Here is a 16,528-nt window from a genome sequence, read left to right on the forward strand (position 1 = left end):
GTCGCAAGGCAATCAGTACCCGTGCCCCAGTAGTAAAAAGCCCCGGAAAGCATCAGCCTCCGGGGCAATACCCCTATATTTGCAATGACTTAGAAGTCGTAGCTTACCGAGAGTTTCAGGGTGCGCGGCTCGCCCTGGAACAGATAGACGCCGGTATCATCCACGCCGGACCAGTACTTCTCGTTGATCACGTTGGTTACACCAACGCGCCATACCAGGTCGTTCTGCTCCTGGTTCAGGTGCATACGGTAGCGCATGCCTAAATCCAGCGTGGTGTAGCTATCGAGCTTCTTGGTGTTGGCGGAATCCGCATACTGTGAGCCGGTATGGTTCACGCGCGCGGTTGCCGTCAGGCCGTCCACCGGTTTGATATCGTATTCGGCACCCAGCACGGCGTAGAAGCGGGAGACGCCGATAGCATCGTTGCCATCGTTGAGGCCGCCTTTCGTTTTGGTCATCTCCGGGTCAATCCATAAAGTGCTGCCGTTCAGGCGCAGGCCAAACATCGGCTCGCCGAAGACGCTCAGCTCAAGGCCGCGGTTGCGCTGTTCACCGTCCATACGGTAGTAGCCGTCACTGTCCAGTACGCCAGACGGTTTCTTAATCTGGAACAGGGACAGCGAGCCGCCCACGCGCTGGTAGTCAACCTTCACGCCCACTTCTTCCTGTTTGGAATGGGCAATACCGATGCTCTGACCAAAGTTTTTCGCCGTGTTCGGTGCGTTGCCGCCCGGCTGCAGCGCTTCAGTATGGTTGGCGTACAGCGACACCGTTTCCCACGGCTTGTAGACCACGCCGAAGGTTGGCATCCAGCGGCTTTCGGTGAAGGTGGCGGTGGTGGTTTCCAGACCAGTCTTGTTGCTGTAGTTACGAATCACCACCTTCTGATTACGCGCGGCAGCGGTAAACAGCAGGCTGTCGTCGAAGAAGCCCAATGTATCGCTGAACAGCCAGCCCTGGGTGCGGTTGCGTGCCGTGGTCAGCGGATCATGGTAGTTACCGCCAACCGAGGTATAAGCAGGCATGTTCACATCGTGGTTATTATAGATATTGACGTTTTTGTTGGTCTTAGCGCTCGACATACGCCAGGCGGTGGCGTCACTGCGCATCTGCGCCGAGTAGCCAATGTTGACTTTGTGCGACACCGCGCCGGTATCAAAGTTGCCGCGAATACCGCCCATCCCACTGAAACTATCGATGATACGGTTAGTATCCATACTACTGATGGTGGCATCGCCGTTGATATTGGTCAGCTTCGGTGCGCCGTAGGTCCCTTCCTCATGCGCATGCTGCGCGCCTAAGGCCGCGTAGGTGGTCCAGTTATCGGTCAGATCGTATTCCGCTTTGGCCATACCGAATTCGTTTTCGATATCGCTGTAGCCCCACTTCTGCCCGGTATTTTTGGTGTTGCTCGGCACCTTCGGCACCTCGCTAATGGCGGCAAAGCCAATCCCCATTTCCCCGCCGTGGAAGGTTTTTTTCTGGTAGCCAAAATCAAAAGAGGAACGGAAGCGATCGCCGCGGTAGTCCAGCCCTATCGAGGCCAGCGTGGTACGCCGATTATCGTTATCGACGCGCCCTTCCCCTTCACGATGCAGCAGGTTCACGCGTGCGCCAAACTGGTTGTCATCGCCAAAGCGACGGCCCAGATCCAGCGAGCCGCCGACCTGTGAGTCACCGGTGTAATCCACGCCAATGCGCGTGGTTGGAATATCTTCGGCCCGCTTCGGTTCTAGGTTAATCATGCCACCGACGCCGGAGCTGGCGGCCCCGTTCACCAGTGCGTTGGCCCCTTTAAAGACCTCGATGCGCTCAAGCATCTGCGTATCCATCACCTGACGCGGCACCACGCCGGACAGGCCGCCCATGGTCATGTCGTCGCCGTCGAGCTTAAAGCCGCGAATGCGGTAGGTTTCCGCAAAGTTGCCGTAACCCTGCACGGCCTGGACGCCAGCATCATTTTTGACCACATCAGCAATGGTTTTCGCCTGTTGATCCTGAACCAATTTAGAGGTGTAACCGATGACGTTAAACGGTACGTCCATCGCTTTTTGCTCGCCCAGCATCCCGATGCGACCACCGTGGGCAATTTGCCCATCAAGGTAAGCCGGGACCAGCTGTTCGCCGCCGGGGGTAAAATCACCGCTTGTCACGCCCTGTACGACCATGGTTTCGGTCTGGTTTTTCTTGGTGGTTGTATCGTCAGCGGTGGCAGCGTAGGCGGCAGGAATGACGGCGCTGATTGCCAGTGCCAGCGTCGAGAGTTTCATCGTCATGGGAGGAGTCCTTGGTATGCAATAAAAATTCACCGATGGTGCCAGCAGGCTTTTTGCAGCGTCTCGCCCCAGAATTCCCCTGTGAAACATCCCTCATTGATTACTGAGCCAGCGGCATCAAGCGGTGAATAAAAAAGAGACTGAGAACTATACTCATTATCTTTTCATGATCAAGCGTAATAAGATGTAACCGCCGCGATGGTCATGATGGCGCAGACAATTGCATGTTTCCTTCAGTGCACAAAACGCGCGTGCGGCAAGCCGCGACCTGCCGCATAATCTCGGCTACCGCTTTAAAAAGGAGCCCTTGTGCTGCTCAAAATTGTTCTCGCGATGGTCGCCTTTGCCGCCAATTCACTGTTATGCCGACTGGCGCTCAAAGGGCTGCATATGGATGCGGTGTCGTTCAGCAGCCTGCGTTTGCTCAGCGGCGCGGTGGCGCTATTTTTGCTGTTACAGCTGCCGGGGATGCGAAGAAAAGCCGAATTTAATTTGTTGAACGCCGCGCTGCTCGCCGTGTACGTTTTCGCCTTCTCACTAGCGTATGTGTCGTTAACCACCGCCGCCGGAGCGCTGCTGCTTTTCGGTACCGTCCAGGTAGTGATGAGTGGTTGGGGGCTTGCGCGCGGGGAGCGGCTAACATGGCTGAAAAGCATCGGCATGCTAGCGGCAATGGGCGGGCTGTCGCTACTGTTGTTACCGGGCGCGGGGCATCCGTCCATCGGCGCGTCTATTTTGATGATGATTTCCGGCGCGGCCTGGGCGGTGTACTGCATTACCGGGAAAAAAGTACGTGATGCCGCGGCTGCAACAGCGGGCAATTTTATGCTGGCGGTGCCGATGGCGTTGCTGATTTTTGCTTTCAGCGGCATGTCGATGAAGGCCGATATCTACGGCGTTCTGCTGGCAATTACCTCCGGCGCGTTGATGTCCGGTGGCGCGTATCTGCTCTGGTATTCACTGTTGCCGAAACTTAGCCCCACCACCGCCAGCACGCTCCAGCTGAGCGTTCCCTGCCTCGCGGCATTCGGTGGTTTGGTCTTTATGGGTGAAGCCCTCGATGGGCGGATGCTGCTGGCGATTGTTATCACCTTATCCGGGATAGGATTGGTGATTGCTGCCGACCGACGTCAATAGCGCACGCTATCGTTTTTCACCGCTGGGCGAGTTCGCTTCCCGCCACAACGACGAGAGCCGGAGCAACGTGTCGTCAATCAATGCACGCTTTTCACTACCCGGGCGCCAGAGGGTCACCATCGTCTGGCTGATGCCTTCATTGCCCACTACCGTTGGAATTGCCGACACATTCTCCCAGCGCGATGCCTGAAAATGGGTCGGTAAAAATCCCCAACCGCACCCGGCCTCAATCAAGCTGCGCAGCATCTCCAGTTCATTAGCCATAATCACATTGCCGGAAATTTGCAGCCGTCGCGCCATCGGGATATCGCTCGCCGAATGCATCACCACCTGCGGCCTCAGGGAAAGATCGAGCAGCGAACACGGACGTACAGCATCGACGAACAGGCTATCGGCGGCAAAAAAGTCCATGTCGATAGCCCCCAGCGCACGCCACTCCATTTCACTGCCCACGCTATGATTATTGGCCTGAAAGAAGCCTAAGTCCGCGTGTCCACTCGCCAGCGCCCGTTCCCCTTCCTCACGCGAGGCGCATCGCAGGCTCAGACGAATATGGCGTGTCGTCATCAGGGCGATTAAAGCCTGTAAAAAACGTCGCGGGGTAAAAGGATCGTAGGCGATGCTCAGCTCCTGGGCCTCAGTGGACGGGACCTGACGAGCAAACTGCTCAAACGCTCGCGCCTGACGCATTAGCAGGTGCGCCTGGCGATGAAGCTGTTCGCCCTGAGGTGTCAGCTGTAGCGCTCGCCCCTGGCGAACAAAAAGCGCATAGCCGAGTCCGTCCTCAAGAAGATCGATAAGATCGCGCAGCGTGGTGCGGTCTTTCTCCAATTTACCGGCGGCCTTCACCAGGCTGCCGCATTCGGCGACGGTGGTGAACGCTTCAAGCTGTGAAAATGAGTAGGACAATGATGCCACACCGGTCTCCTTTGGCTGTTGTTGTGGGGGTTTTCCCCCCATAACGCGTTTGTTATTATAGTGCGCCGATTTTTATACTCAATCCGTCCTACCTCTACGCGGTAGCGGCGAGTCTACGGGTATAACTAAAATCGAGAACACTATGAATAATAAACATAAATCCTTCCCTGCAAAGTCCTGTCTGTTAGCGAGCCTGATGGCCGCAGCCTTTATCTCCGCGCCCGCCATGGCGGCCTGTGAGGGAACAGCGTTGACCGAATGCCCCGCGCCATTTGATGCCAAACTGCCGGATACGCAAAAAATGCTGACCTGGAGCCAGGCCGAGCGCGTTGTCGGTTTTCGTAATGATTACCGCAACTACAAAGGTGATGTCTTCCGCCATGGTAAAGCAACGCCGCTGGTAGCCGCCGATAAACCGCTGACGCAGGCGAGCTATGAGGTAAACGGCAAGCAGTGGAATTTACAGGACTATCTTCAGCGGCAGAACGTCAGCGGAATGCTGGTGCTGAAAGACGGTAAGGTTGCCTTCAAATATCTGGCGGAGGGGAATACGGATACGACGCTTTGGACCTCGCGTTCAGTGGGTAAAGCGGTGGTCTCAATCCTGTTTGGCGTAGCGCTGAAAGAGGGAAAAATCCGCTCAATGGACGACCTGGTGACGCAGTATGAACCGGATCTGAAAGGCACCGCCTGGGACGGCGTCACGCTTAAGCAGTTGATTCAGCACACTTCCGGCGTGGCGTGGAACGAAGATTACACCAACCCACAGTCTGATTTTGCCAAACTGACGCAATGTGAGGCACATCCGGGGGCCTACGAGTGCGTTCGTACGCTGGTATCGGGCCTGAAACGCGCGCATCCGGCGGGCGAAGTCTGGTCTTACTCTTCCGGCGGCGCCTGGCTGCTGGGCGATGTGCTGGAACGCGCAACTGGCATGACGCTCGCTAGCTATCTGGAACAGACCATCTGGCAACCATACGGTATGGCCAACGACGGCGTATGGCATTCCTATACCAAGGGCCAGCACGACGTCGGCGCGCACGGCTTTAACGCCACGCTGGAAGATTGGGGCCGCTTTGGTGAATTCGTCCTGCACAATGGTCAGTTGCCAAACGGCAAACAGATCCTGCCGGATAACTGGGTCGCGCAATCGGCCAACTGGAATACGGCGCAAAAATCGGTATCGGCGGCACACCCTCAGGGAATTTACGGCTACCAGTGGTGGAATAATGAAGTGCCTGCCAATGCAAAAAACGTGGTGCCAACGGCCAGGGATTCGCTGAAAGGTTCGATGTGGGCGCTGGGGATTTTTGGTCAGATGATCATGGTCAACCGCGCAGAAAACCTGGTGATCGTCCAGTGGTCAACCTGGCCGCAGGCGGAGCCATCGTTCAGCGCACAGCCGCTTGAGGCCTCGCTGATGTTCAGCGCTATTGCCAAAACGCTGCGCTAAGCGCCAATTGGTACTTCCTTAGACTCCCTTTAAGGCGTCATAGACCGCAACAGGAATTCGCTGGTAACAACGCCAGAGCCGCCAACGCGCTCTGGCATTTTTCATTACGCTTTCGGCTCTACCGCGACATACATTTCAATATCCCAGTAACCGTCTTCCGCCCCGTTGTTATGGTAAATTTCAAAACAGGGTTTAGCCGCCAACCGGTGCGTTTCATCTTTCAGAACGCTATCGAAAAACTGATACCACGGCGTGGCAAAATCATGGTTTTCGACACGAGCGTGCGCCGCAGCGTACAAGCCTCCGGCCACTTCCGCCGTCATCACGCCGTCACTGTGAGCTGGCACGACAAAGTCATCGGCCACCGAAACTACCGTATCGCAGCGCAGCTTTTCCGCTGGCACTTCGTCCGGGTTGTCATAATAGACGGCAAGCCACTCCTGGGCGGGAATCTGTTGACCGTCAACCCACTTCATCAACTGCTCAAAGCCTTGTTTGACCGTCTGTTCCCACGGCCCAACCATATGAAAACCTGCGATTTTGCGCGGTTTCACCTGCTTAATCTCATAGTCCATACTGCCTCCGTTACCATACTGTAATTTCATACAGTATAATTCTTATTCTCGGGTTTAGACAAACGAACAGTGAACATTATGTGAGCAGATTCGCACTCTTGCCAGGGAGCGTATAACGAGGTGATTGCATTGGGGAAAAATTAAGAAAATGGTGCGCCCTGCAGGATTCGAACCTGCGGCCCACGACTTAGAAGGTCGTTGCTCTATCCAACTGAGCTAAGGGCGCACTGGGGGAAGTCAAAACTTCCTGATGGGGTGAAGCGCGTGGAATTATACGGTCACTGACCGATGAGTCAATCCATTTCCTCGTGAAACCTGCGTTGAATGCGGCAGTGGATAAAGTCGCGTCAACAATCGCTCAACAGTTCAGCAAAAACACTTTCCGTTGAAAACTCGCAAACGATAACTGACAGCGAGCCTCGCATCTGACAAAATATGTACATCCCCCCTTCGTGAATGACAGATGGAATATTTATCCTGATGGCAGCAAAGATTATTGACGGTAAAACGATTGCGCAGCAGGTGCGCTCTGAAGTTGCGGAAAAAGTGAAGGCTCGCGTTGCGGCCGGAAAACGCGCTCCTGGGCTGGCCGTTGTGTTGGTTGGCAGCAATCCCGCATCGCAAATTTATGTCGGCAGCAAGCGCAAAGCCTGCGAAGAGGTGGGCTTCATCTCCCGCTCTTACGATCTGCCGGAAACCACCAGCGAAGCGGAACTGCTGACGCTGATTGATACCCTGAACGCCGATAGCACCATCGACGGCATTCTGGTCCAGCTTCCGCTGCCAGCCGGCATCGATAACGTGAAAGTTCTGGAACGTATCGACCCGGATAAAGACGTAGACGGCTTCCATCCGTACAACGTGGGTCGCCTGTGCCAGCGCGCGCCGCGCCTTCGTCCGTGCACGCCGCGCGGCATCGTAACGCTGCTGGAACGCTACAACATCGACACCTATGGCCTGAACGCCGTGGTGATTGGCGCATCCAACATCGTGGGTCGTCCGATGAGCATGGAGCTGCTGCTGGCTGGCTGCACCACCACCGTCACCCACCGCTTCACCAAAAATCTGCGTCACCACGTGGAAAACGCGGATCTGCTGATTGTGGCAGTCGGTAAACCTGGTTTTATCCCCGGTGAGTGGATTAAAGAAGGTGCCATCGTGATTGATGTCGGGATTAATCGCCTCGAAAGCGGTAAAGTAGTCGGCGATGTGGTGTTTGAAGATGCCGCCGCGCGCGCGTCTTACATCACCCCGGTACCGGGCGGCGTCGGGCCAATGACCGTCGCCACCCTGATTGAAAACACCTTACAGGCGTGTGAAGAGTATCACGACGTGGAGAAGGCATAAGATGGCAACATTTTCTTTGGGTAAGCATCCGCATGTGGAACTCTGTGACTTACTGAAACTGGAAGGCTGGAGCGAAAGCGGCGCACAGGCGAAAATCGCCATTGCCGACGGTCTGGTGAAAGTTGACGGTGCGGTGGAAACCCGCAAGCGCTGCAAAATTGTCGCCGGCCAAACCGTGAATTTTGAAGGCCAGAGCGTAACCGTTACCGCCTAATCCGTACGGTAGAGCGTCTTATTACCCGGCGAAGCCCTGCAACGCCGGGTTTTTATTGGCAAAATTTCAGAATATCCCTCTGCTGCATTCCCTGCGTTTTCCGTTAATACTTTGTTTTTCCTTTCTGTTGACGGACACCCGATGCCAACGATTATCACTCATGCTGCCGTACCGCTGTGCCTTGGTTTAGGACTGGGCACGCGCGTGATTCCCCCGCGCCTACTCTTCGCTGGCGTCGCCCTGGCGATGCTGCCCGATGCTGACGTTCTCGCCTTTAAATTCGGTATTGCCTACGGCAATATTTTCGGCCATCGCGGTTTTACCCACTCGCTGCTGTTTGCCTTGGTGGTACCGCTGATTTGCGTAATCGTCGGCCGACGATGGTTCCGCGCGGGGTTACTACGCTGTTGGCTATTTTTAACGGTTTCGCTGTTGTCGCACAGCCTGCTGGATTCCATCACCACCGGAGGTAAAGGCGTCGGCTGGCTGTGGCCGTGGTCAGATGAACGATTCTTCGCACCGTGGCAGGTTATCAAGGTTGCGCCGTTTGCGCTCTCGCGCTACACCACGCCGTACGGGCATCAGGTGATTATGTCAGAGCTAATGTGGGTATGGCTGCCTGCGGTAATAGTGATGGGATTGCTGTGGTGGCGGCGTCGATAGCACGCGCAGAGAACCAGACATCGCAAAAAGCCGCCGGGCGGCCAAAGTGAAGCACATCACAATTCACAACGCCCGGAGAGCGTGTTTCCGGGCGTTCATAGCAACATCTTATTTGTAATGCATTGAATTACAGTCATTAAATATTAGCCCCATCGCGATTAATTCGATTTAAATATCAATACCGCCAGTTATCGAATTGGATTGGCAATCAACGGCTCCCCAGAATAACGCAAAACATCCCTGATTCTGGAGCCCGTATGTCACCGTCAATTCTTAACAATGCCCCCTATGAAGCGGTCGAAATCCTTCGCGCCGCAAAGCCGGGTTTTAGCCCGCGCATTGCGCTCATCCTCGGTTCAGGTCTTGGTGCGCTGGCCGATGATATGGATGATAAAACCACGCTCTCTTATGAGGATCTACCCGGCTTTCCCGTGAGCACCGTCATCGGCCACGCGGGTGAGATTGTGATGGGGACGCTGCACGGCGTGCCGCTGATCTGCATGAAAGGACGCGGCCACTTCTACGAAGGTTTAGGTATGGGCATCATGACCCAAGCGGTGCGTACCTTTAAGCTGCTTGGCTGCGAATTTATGTTCTGCACTAACGCCGCGGGCTCCCTGAATCCAGCGATTCCCGCCGGCAGCCTGGTGGCATTAAACGACCACATCAATACCATGCCGTCCACGCCGATGGTCGGCCCGAATGACGATCGTTTTGGCCCGCGTTTCTTTAGCCTGGCGAATGCCTACGATAACGCGCTGCGCGCGCAGCTGCATCAAACGGCGAAAGGTCTTGAGATCGCCCTACACGAAGGGGTCTTTATCTCCTATCCGGGGCCAAACTTCGAAACAGCGGCGGAGATCCGCATGATGCAGCGCATGGGCGGCGACGTGGTGGGTATGTCGGTGGTGCCGGAAGTGATCGCTGCGCGCCACTGTGGCCTGAAAGTGCTGGCGGTTTCCGCCATTACCAATATGGCGGAAGGACTGAGCGACGTAGAACTCTCGCACGAACAGACGCTGAAATGCGCGGCGATGGTGACCGGCGACTTTATTCGCCTGATTGGCCAATTCATCAAACAGTATGCCTAACCCCTGATTCATCGGCGGGCAGCTCGCTGCCTGCCCGGAGAGATGTTTATGTCAGACGCTTCATATTCTCGTCATAATTTAAATGCCGTCTCGTATCTGAGCTATTACTTCGTCGGCGCGCTGGTCTCCACTCTCGGCATCGTCCTCGGCCCGCTGTGCGCCGCTTTCAATAAAGATCCCAGCTTTATCGGCCAGGTCTTTACGCTGATGAACATCGGCATGTTTATCCCTATCATGCTGGGCGGCATTCTGATGCGAAAATGGGGGCTGCAAAAGCCGCTGGCGATCGCCGCCGCGCTAACGGTGCTTATCAGTGCGATTCTCTTCGTCGCCCCGACGCTCACCATGTTCAGCTTCGCCGTCGCCGGTATCGGTGCCTGCGGGGGGATTTTTATGACCATCGGCAGTTACCTGGTGGTACGTATTAATCCGGATGAAAAGAGCCGCTCCTCCAGCCTTATTTTTACCGACTTCTTTTTTAGCCTGGCCGGAGCGACGCTCTCTTTCCTGCTGGCATGGCTGTTCCGCATGGTCGCAAGCTGGGTGGCGATGTACGGGATTATGGGCGGTTTAGGGGCGTTGATGCTGGCGCTGACCCTTCGCTGCCGCTTCCCGGCAACCGAAGCCACGGCTGCGCAACAACACAGCGCGACCGCCGCGCGCGAGCCGTGGGGCACGTCAATTTACTTAATCTGTTTTGCCCTGTTCGCCTTCTTGCTGGCGGAGCCTATCTTCACCATGTGGACGCCGGGCTATCTGCAATCTCGTTTCAATATTCAACCGCAGGACGCGGCGCTGTACACCACCGTGTACTGGGTGGCGAAAGCTATAGGTCTGTTCCTCAATCAATTCACCGTGAAGTGGATGAAGCTGCGCACCTTCCTGCTCGGCTGTACCGGCATCGGGCTGATAGCCATTGTTGTCATTGCTAACAGCAGCAATACCACCTTGATTCTGCTGGCCTGCGCCATCTTCGGTTTCTTCAACTCAGGACTGTTTTCCGGTCTGATGAGCTACGGATCACTGCAGGTTAGCCAAAGTTCCCCGACGCTCATCTCCGCGTTGCTGACCTGCGGCACGGTGGGAACGCTGCTGTTCGCCAGCGTATCTTCATTGGTGAACTCGCGCTACGGCCTGCACGGCGCGCTAAATACCGCCACATTCTCTTACGCTGTCCTGCTGGTCGTTCTGGTGGTCGCCATTGTTTGTAGCCGGGCGGAACGCCTGCATTCCCCCGCAAAGGCGGCCGTTTGACAACAAAAAAGGAGGGCGGCATGATGGCCTTCCCTCCTCTTTTTCCCAAACAAACCATGACCGATGCCCTGACGAATAATCGTATTAATATCCGCGCGCTGCGCTATTTTCAGGTGCTGGCCGAAGAGCTGCATTTCGGACGTGCAGCGGCCCGGCTGAACATTTCTCAACCGCCGTTGAGCATCCAAATTAAAGAGCTGGAAGAGACGCTGGAAACCAAACTGTTTGAGCGAACCAGCCGTCGCGTGACGTTAACTCGCGCAGGCCAGGTTTTAAAAACTGAGGTAGACCGCATCCTGAATGCCACAGAACATTCACTCAACTATGTTCGGCAAATTGGTCGTAGCGCAAATCAGCACATCAGTATTGGCATTATCGGCAGCGCACTGTGGGGGACATTACTGACGCGGCTCAAAAGTTTTAAGGCGCGCTATCCTGATGTGGAGTGGAGCCTGCATGAGTTATCGCAGCATAAGCAAATTGCCGCCCTACGAGCCCGTACGATTGATATCGCGATTAACCGTAACGTACTGCCCTATGCCGAAGACCATATTCGTAATCAGCTCATCGCGCATGAATCGGTCGCGCTGGCCGTACCGGAAAACGATCCACTGTGCCAACGGGATAAGGTGCCTTTAACGGCCCTCTCCGGCAGGCCGCTTATCTCACTCGCCTTTCATCAAAGTGACTTTGCCCGCCAACTCCAGGACCACTGCGTGGAAGCCGGCTTTTATCCGCTGATCGCCCATCAGGTGAATGAGCCGCAAACGGCGTTAGCGCTGGTCAGCGCGGGAATGGGATTATCGCTGCTCCCGGAAACCTGCGGGCTGATCCACTGGCCGGGGGTGCGTTTTCTGGCGTTGGAAGAGGCCGTTCCGGCCGATCTTTATGCGTTGTGGTATGACGAACCGCTGTCAGATCTTCTTACGGAGTTTATTGCAGGACTTCAGGGGCGTTAGTGCTGGAGGGAAAGACCCTCTCCCCGATGGAGAGAGGGGAAAATCTTACTTACGGCGCCAGGTGGTGCCCTGCGGGCCATCTTCCAGCACGATACCCATCTCGTTGAGACGGTCACGCGCGGCGTCGGCTGCAGCCCAATCTTTCGCTTTACGCGCATCCAGACGCTGTTGGATAAGCGACTCAATTTCCGCCACTTCGCTATCGTCAGCCTGGGCACCGCTTTGCAGGAACACTTCGGCATCCTGCTCCAGCAGGCCCAGCACGGCGGCGAGCGTACGCAGACAGGTCGCTGCGGAGTTTGCTTCTTCGCTATTGCCCGCCTGTTTGGCGTTATTCACTTCTTTGGCTAAGTCAAACAGCACCGCGTAGGCCACCGGCGTGTTGAAATCGTCATCCATCGCTTCTTTAAAGCGCTCGACGTACTGCGTGCTACGAGCAAATTCAACGTCGGAATGCACCGTGCCGCGCAGCGCGGTATACAGACGCTCCAGCGCTGAACGAGCCTGTTTCAGGTTGTCTTCGCTGTAGTTCAGCTGGCTGCGGTAGTGGCCGGACATCAGGAAGTAACGCACGGTTTCGGCGTCGTAATATTTCAGCACGTCGCGCACGGTAAAGAAGTTGCCCAGCGATTTAGACATCTTCTCGCGGTCAACCATCACCATTCCGGAGTGCATCCAGTAATTAACGTATTCGCCATCGTGCGCGCAGGTAGACTGGGCGATTTCGTTTTCATGATGCGGGAACATCAGGTCTGAACCGCCGCCGTGAATATCAAAATGGTTGCCCAGCTGTTTGCAGTTCATCGCCGAACATTCGATATGCCAACCCGGACGGCCTGCGCCCCACGGGGACGGCCAGCTTGGTTCGCCCTCTTTCGACATTTTCCACAGCACGAAGTCCATTGGGTTACGTTTAACGTCAACCACATCAACGCGGGCCCCGGCCTGCAGCTGGTCCAGATCCTGGCGCGACAGCTTGCCGTAATCCGCATCGGTTGGGACGTCGAACATCACATCGCCATTGTCCGCAACATAGGCGTGACCTTTGGCAATCAGCCGCTCGGTGATTTCGATGATTTCAGCGATGTGGTGGGTTGCACGCGGCTCGCTGTCCGGACGCAGAATATTCAGCGCGTCGAAATCTTTGTGCATCTCAACGATCATGCGGTCGACCAGCGCGACAAAGCTCTCGCCGTTTTCGTTGGCGCGTTTGATGATTTTGTCGTCGATATCGGTGATGTTACGTACATACTTCAGCTTATAGCCGAGAAAACGCAGGTAGCGTGCAACGACGTCAAAAGAGACAAAAGTACGGCCATGGCCAATATGACAGAGATCGTAAACGGTGATACCACACACGTACATGCCGACTTCACCGGCGTGAATAGGCTTAAATTCCTCTTTTTGGCGCGTCATTGTGTTGAAGATTTTTAGCATCGAGAATTCCATGTTTACGTGTGTGAACCGGGCTTTCGCCTGAAACGGCATATTCTACCCGTAATTCAACCCGGAAGCAGCACACAATGCAAGGTGATCGATGTCGTTGGTTATGCTATAACAGGCACCTATATGCCGCTAAACTGCGGGCTAAAGCACCACTCTAATACGGAACAGGATGCAGAAATGGTTACTTTCCACACTAATCACGGCGATATCGTCATCAAAACGTTCGACGACAAAGCGCCGGAAACAGTTAAAAACTTCCTGGACTACTGCCGCGAAGGTTTCTACAACAACACGATTTTCCACCGTGTTATCAATGGCTTTATGATTCAGGGCGGCGGCTTCGAGCCGGGCATGAACCAGAAGACCACCAAAGAAGCTATCAAAAACGAAGCTAACAACGGTCTGAAAAACACCCGTGGTACGCTGGCGATGGCCCGTACTCAGGCTCCGCACTCCGCGACCGCCCAGTTCTTCATCAACGTAGCAGACAACGACTTCCTGAACTTCTCCGGCGAAAGCCTGCAGGGTTGGGGCTACTGTGTCTTCGCTGAAGTCGCAGAAGGCATGGACGTTGTTGATAAAATCAAAGCAGTCTCTACCGGTCGTAGCGGCATGCATCAGGACGTTCCTAAAGAAGACGTTATCATCGAAAGCGTGACCATCAGCGAGTAATTGGTGGCGACACTCTTTATTGCAGATTTGCATCTGCAAACAGAAGAACCGGCGATCACCGCCGGTTTTCTGCGTTTTTTAGCCGGTGAAGCACGCAGCGCCGATGCGTTGTATATTCTGGGCGACCTGTTTGAAGCCTGGATTGGCGACGACGACCCTAACCCGCTACACCGGGAAATCGCGACGGCAATCAAATCATTAGTCGATTCCGGCGTTCCCTGCTATTTCATTCACGGCAACCGTGATTTCCTCGTCGGCAAGCGTTTCGCTCGCGAGAGCGGCATGCAGTTGCTTGCCGAAGAAAAAGTCCTGCATCTCTACGGTCGCGACGTGCTGATTATGCACGGTGACACCCTGTGCACCGACGATCCCGGCTATCTGGCGTTTCGCGCCAAAGTCCACACCCCGTGGATCCAAAAATTGTTCCTTGCCCTGCCGCTGTTTATCCGTCGCCGCATCGCGCAGAAAATGCGTAACGACAGCAAAGCGGCCAACAGCAGCAAGTCGATGGCAATTATGGATGTGAACCCACAGGCGGTCGTGGCGGTGATGGAAAAACATCACGTGCAGTGGCTGATTCACGGGCATACTCATCGTCCGGATATCCATACGCTCAACGCCAACGGCGAAACGGCGCACCGCGTGGTGCTAGGTGCCTGGCATAGCCACGGTTCGATGGTTAAAGTCAGCCAGGACGACGTCGAACTTATCCCCTTCCCGTTTTAATTTTTCCACCTGACGCCCCCTTATCAGGGTGACGCAACCGTTTTCCTTGCCCATTTTCCGTGTTATTCTCTGTGGCCTCTAACGTCGTGTGCAGCACACCCACAGGAGTTTTAAGACGTATGTCTTCCCGCAATAATCCGGTACGTATCGCCATCGTGATGGGGTCCAAAAGTGACTGGGCAACCATGCAGTTCACCGCAGAAATCCTCGATATTCTGAATGTTCCTCACCACGTTGAAGTGGTTTCCGCCCACCGCACCCCCGATAAACTGTTTAGCTTCGCCGAAGAAGCCGAAAGCAATGGTTATCAGGTGATTATTGCTGGTGCCGGTGGTGCTGCGCATTTACCCGGTATGATTGCGGCTAAAACGCTGGTACCGGTGCTGGGTGTTCCGGTACAGAGCGCGGCCCTGAGCGGCGTCGATAGCCTCTATTCTATCGTGCAGATGCCGCGCGGAATTCCGGTTGGCACGCTGGCAATTGGCAAAGCAGGCGCCGCCAACGCCGCCCTGCTCGCCGCACAGATCCTCGCGCAGCACGACGCAGAACTGCATCAACGTCTGCAGGACTGGCGTAAAGCACAAACCGATGAAGTGCTGGATAATCCCGATCCGCGAGGTGCGGCATGAAACAGGTTTGCGTACTCGGCAACGGCCAGCTAGGCCGGATGTTGCGCCAGGCCGGTGAGCCATTGGGCATTGCCGTCTGGCCCGTTGGCTTAGAAGCCGACCCGGCCGCCGTGCCGTTTCAGCAGAGCGTGATTACCGCCGAAATTGAACGCTGGCCGGAAACCGCGCTGAGCCGCGAACTGGCAGAGCATAAAGCGTTTGTTAACCGCGATGTTTTCCCGATTATTGCCGATCGCCTGACGCAAAAATCGCTGTTCGATAAACTTGGCCTCGCCACCGCTCCGTGGCAGCTGCTGGCGAACGCCGGTGAGTGGCCTGCGGTCTTTGACCGTCTGGGCGAGCTGGCGATCGTGAAACGCCGCACCGGTGGCTACGATGGGCGCGGCCAGTGGCGTCTGCGCGCCGACGAAACCGCACAGCTGCCGGACGATTGCTACGGCGAGTGCATCGTTGAGCAAGGTATTAACTTCTCTGGCGAAGTGTCGCTGGTCGGCGCTCGCGCACACGATGGCAGCACCGTGTTCTATCCCCTGACCCACAACCTACATCAGGACGGTATTCTGCGCATGAGCGTGGCCTTCCCGCAGGCAGATGCTCAGCAGCAGGCGCAGGCAGAAACGATGCTTTCCGCCATTATGCAAGAGCTGAACTATGTGGGCGTGATGGCGATGGAGTGCTTCGTAACGCCTGCCGGTCTGCTGATCAACGAGCTGGCTCCGCGTGTGCACAACAGCGGCCACTGGACGCAGAACGGCGCCTCCATCAGCCAGTTCGAACTGCACCTGCGCGCCATTACCGACCTGCCGCTACCGCCGCCGGTGGTCAATAGTCCGTCAGTGATGGTTAACCTGATTGGCACCGACCTGAACTATGACTGGCTGAAGCTGCCGCTGGTGCACCTGCACTGGTATGACAAAGACGTTCGCGAGGGCCGTAAAGTGGGCCACCTGAACCTCAATGACAGCGATACCGGCCGTCTCGCCGCTACGCTGGAAGCGCTGGTTCCGCTGCTGCCAGCCGAGTACGCCAGCGGCATCGCCTGGGCGCAAACCCGGCTGAAATAGGCCTTTAGTGCCGGGGAAAGCAACTTACGCTTCCCCGGCCCCCTCCTTGAAGCGTAAAATCCCGCCGTAACCGCAATACCCCCACTTTGTTCACATAAGGATTT

General features: G+C 55.7%; 16 protein-coding genes and 1 tRNA gene. 12 read left to right on the plus strand and 5 right to left on the minus strand.

Going from position 1 to position 16,528, the window contains the following annotated elements:
• Nucleotides 1-89: 89 nt before the first annotated feature.
• Nucleotides 90-2,276 carry a TonB-dependent receptor gene (locus ABOC97_RS15190; protein ID WP_459253828.1) on the minus strand — a complete coding sequence of 729 codons (2,187 nt, stop codon included), beginning with the start codon at nucleotides 2,274-2,276 and terminating at the stop codon, nucleotides 90-92.
• Nucleotides 2,277-2,585: 309 nt separating this feature from the next.
• Here ABOC97_RS15190 and ABOC97_RS15195 point away from each other — a divergent pair, with 309 nt between their 5' ends.
• On the plus strand, nucleotides 2,586-3,413 hold the full coding sequence (locus tag ABOC97_RS15195; protein WP_349599219.1) for a DMT family transporter: 828 nt from the start codon (nucleotides 2,586-2,588) through the stop codon (nucleotides 3,411-3,413).
• Between the two features lie 6 nt (nucleotides 3,414-3,419).
• On the opposite strand, the gene ABOC97_RS15200 is transcribed toward ABOC97_RS15195, so the two are convergent.
• A complete protein-coding gene (locus ABOC97_RS15200) occupies nucleotides 3,420-4,331 on the minus strand; it encodes a LysR family transcriptional regulator (RefSeq protein ID WP_349599221.1) in 912 nt (303 codons plus the stop codon).
• Nucleotides 4,332-4,527: 196 nt separating this feature from the next.
• On the opposite strand from ABOC97_RS15200, the gene ABOC97_RS15205 reads away from it, so the two are divergent.
• The gene (locus ABOC97_RS15205; protein WP_349599392.1) at nucleotides 4,528-5,784 is read left to right on the plus strand and encodes a serine hydrolase domain-containing protein; all 1,257 of its coding nucleotides are present in this window, start codon (nucleotides 4,528-4,530) and stop codon (nucleotides 5,782-5,784) included.
• A gap of 104 nt (nucleotides 5,785-5,888) precedes the next feature.
• Here the strand turns inward: ABOC97_RS15205 and sbmC are convergent, their stop codons facing one another.
• Both sbmC and ABOC97_RS15215 read right to left on the minus strand, forming a co-directional pair.
• Nucleotides 5,889-6,359 (minus strand): DNA gyrase inhibitor SbmC, encoded by a 471-nt coding sequence (sbmC, locus tag ABOC97_RS15210; RefSeq protein ID WP_349599394.1) that lies wholly within the window; start codon nucleotides 6,357-6,359, stop codon nucleotides 5,889-5,891.
• A gap of 149 nt (nucleotides 6,360-6,508) precedes the next feature.
• A tRNA-Arg gene (locus ABOC97_RS15215) sits at nucleotides 6,509-6,585 on the minus strand.
• 254 nt (nucleotides 6,586-6,839) lie between these two features.
• On the opposite strand from ABOC97_RS15215, the gene folD reads away from it, so the two are divergent.
• The 6 genes from folD (at nucleotide 6,840) to ABOC97_RS15245 (ending at nucleotide 11,887) form a co-directional block, all read left to right on the plus strand.
• A complete protein-coding gene (folD, locus tag ABOC97_RS15220; protein WP_349599223.1) occupies nucleotides 6,840-7,706 on the plus strand; it encodes a bifunctional methylenetetrahydrofolate dehydrogenase/methenyltetrahydrofolate cyclohydrolase FolD in 867 nt (288 codons plus the stop codon).
• Nucleotide 7,707: 1 nt separating this feature from the next.
• On the plus strand, nucleotides 7,708-7,920 hold the full coding sequence (gene ybcJ, locus ABOC97_RS15225; protein ID WP_004223130.1) for a ribosome-associated protein YbcJ: 213 nt from the start codon (nucleotides 7,708-7,710) through the stop codon (nucleotides 7,918-7,920).
• A gap of 141 nt (nucleotides 7,921-8,061) precedes the next feature.
• Nucleotides 8,062-8,583, plus strand: coding sequence for a metal-dependent hydrolase (locus tag ABOC97_RS15230; protein WP_349599227.1), 522 nt, complete (start codon nucleotides 8,062-8,064; stop codon nucleotides 8,581-8,583).
• A gap of 257 nt (nucleotides 8,584-8,840) precedes the next feature.
• Nucleotides 8,841-9,674 carry a xanthosine phosphorylase gene (gene xapA, locus ABOC97_RS15235; RefSeq protein ID WP_349599229.1) on the plus strand — a complete coding sequence of 278 codons (834 nt, stop codon included), beginning with the start codon at nucleotides 8,841-8,843 and terminating at the stop codon, nucleotides 9,672-9,674.
• 48 nt (nucleotides 9,675-9,722) lie between these two features.
• Complete coding sequence (gene tsgA / locus ABOC97_RS15240) at nucleotides 9,723-10,928, plus strand: MFS transporter TsgA (protein ID WP_349599232.1); 1,206 nt, start codon at nucleotides 9,723-9,725, stop codon at nucleotides 10,926-10,928.
• Nucleotides 10,929-10,951: 23 nt separating this feature from the next.
• A complete protein-coding gene (locus tag ABOC97_RS15245) occupies nucleotides 10,952-11,887 on the plus strand; it encodes a LysR family transcriptional regulator (protein ID WP_349599397.1) in 936 nt (311 codons plus the stop codon).
• 45 nt (nucleotides 11,888-11,932) lie between these two features.
• Here ABOC97_RS15245 and cysS read toward each other — a convergent pair whose 3' ends face one another.
• The gene (gene cysS, locus ABOC97_RS15250; RefSeq protein WP_349599235.1) at nucleotides 11,933-13,324 is read right to left on the minus strand and encodes a cysteine--tRNA ligase; all 1,392 of its coding nucleotides are present in this window, start codon (nucleotides 13,322-13,324) and stop codon (nucleotides 11,933-11,935) included.
• A gap of 186 nt (nucleotides 13,325-13,510) precedes the next feature.
• On the opposite strand from cysS, the gene ppiB reads away from it, so the two are divergent.
• From ppiB to purK, 4 genes are all read left to right on the plus strand, one after another.
• Complete coding sequence (gene ppiB, locus ABOC97_RS15255) at nucleotides 13,511-14,005, plus strand: peptidylprolyl isomerase B (RefSeq protein ID WP_349599238.1); 495 nt, start codon at nucleotides 13,511-13,513, stop codon at nucleotides 14,003-14,005.
• A gap of 3 nt (nucleotides 14,006-14,008) precedes the next feature.
• Complete coding sequence (lpxH, locus tag ABOC97_RS15260; protein WP_349599240.1) at nucleotides 14,009-14,731, plus strand: UDP-2,3-diacylglucosamine diphosphatase; 723 nt, start codon at nucleotides 14,009-14,011, stop codon at nucleotides 14,729-14,731.
• A 119-nt stretch (nucleotides 14,732-14,850) separates the two neighbouring features.
• Entirely contained in the window at nucleotides 14,851-15,360 is a 510-nt protein-coding gene (gene purE / locus ABOC97_RS15265; protein ID WP_061281976.1) for a 5-(carboxyamino)imidazole ribonucleotide mutase, read from the plus strand.
• On the plus strand, nucleotides 15,357-16,424 hold the full coding sequence (purK, locus tag ABOC97_RS15270) for a 5-(carboxyamino)imidazole ribonucleotide synthase (protein ID WP_349599243.1): 1,068 nt from the start codon (nucleotides 15,357-15,359) through the stop codon (nucleotides 16,422-16,424). Before purE ends, purK begins: the two co-directional genes overlap by 4 nt.
• Nucleotides 16,425-16,528: the final 104 nt, after the last annotated feature.

It is taken from the genome of Kluyvera huaxiensis (assembly GCF_040149365.1).
GTDB lineage: Bacteria > Pseudomonadota > Gammaproteobacteria > Enterobacterales > Enterobacteriaceae > Kluyvera > Kluyvera intermedia_A.

Coding starts and splice junctions, on each gene's coding strand:
- ABOC97_RS15190 (WP_459253828.1), bottom strand. CDS start 2,276: ATGACGATGAAACTCTCGACGCTGGCACTGGCAATCAGCGCCGTCATT.
- ABOC97_RS15205 (WP_349599392.1), top strand. CDS start 4,528: ATGGCCGCAGCCTTTATCTCCGCGCCCGCCATGGCGGCCTGTGAGGGA.
- sbmC (WP_349599394.1), bottom strand. CDS start 6,359: ATGGACTATGAGATTAAGCAGGTGAAACCGCGCAAAATCGCAGGTTTT.
- folD (WP_349599223.1), top strand. CDS start 6,840: ATGGCAGCAAAGATTATTGACGGTAAAACGATTGCGCAGCAGGTGCGC.
- ybcJ (WP_004223130.1), top strand. CDS start 7,708: ATGGCAACATTTTCTTTGGGTAAGCATCCGCATGTGGAACTCTGTGAC.
- ABOC97_RS15230 (WP_349599227.1), top strand. CDS start 8,062: ATGCCAACGATTATCACTCATGCTGCCGTACCGCTGTGCCTTGGTTTA.
- xapA (WP_349599229.1), top strand. CDS start 8,841: ATGTCACCGTCAATTCTTAACAATGCCCCCTATGAAGCGGTCGAAATC.
- tsgA (WP_349599232.1), top strand. CDS start 9,723: ATGTCAGACGCTTCATATTCTCGTCATAATTTAAATGCCGTCTCGTAT.
- ABOC97_RS15245 (WP_349599397.1), top strand. CDS start 10,952: ATGGCCTTCCCTCCTCTTTTTCCCAAACAAACCATGACCGATGCCCTG.
- cysS (WP_349599235.1), bottom strand. CDS start 13,324: ATGCTAAAAATCTTCAACACAATGACGCGCCAAAAAGAGGAATTTAAG.
- ppiB (WP_349599238.1), top strand. CDS start 13,511: ATGGTTACTTTCCACACTAATCACGGCGATATCGTCATCAAAACGTTC.
- purE (WP_061281976.1), top strand. CDS start 14,851: ATGTCTTCCCGCAATAATCCGGTACGTATCGCCATCGTGATGGGGTCC.
- purK (WP_349599243.1), top strand. CDS start 15,357: ATGAAACAGGTTTGCGTACTCGGCAACGGCCAGCTAGGCCGGATGTTG.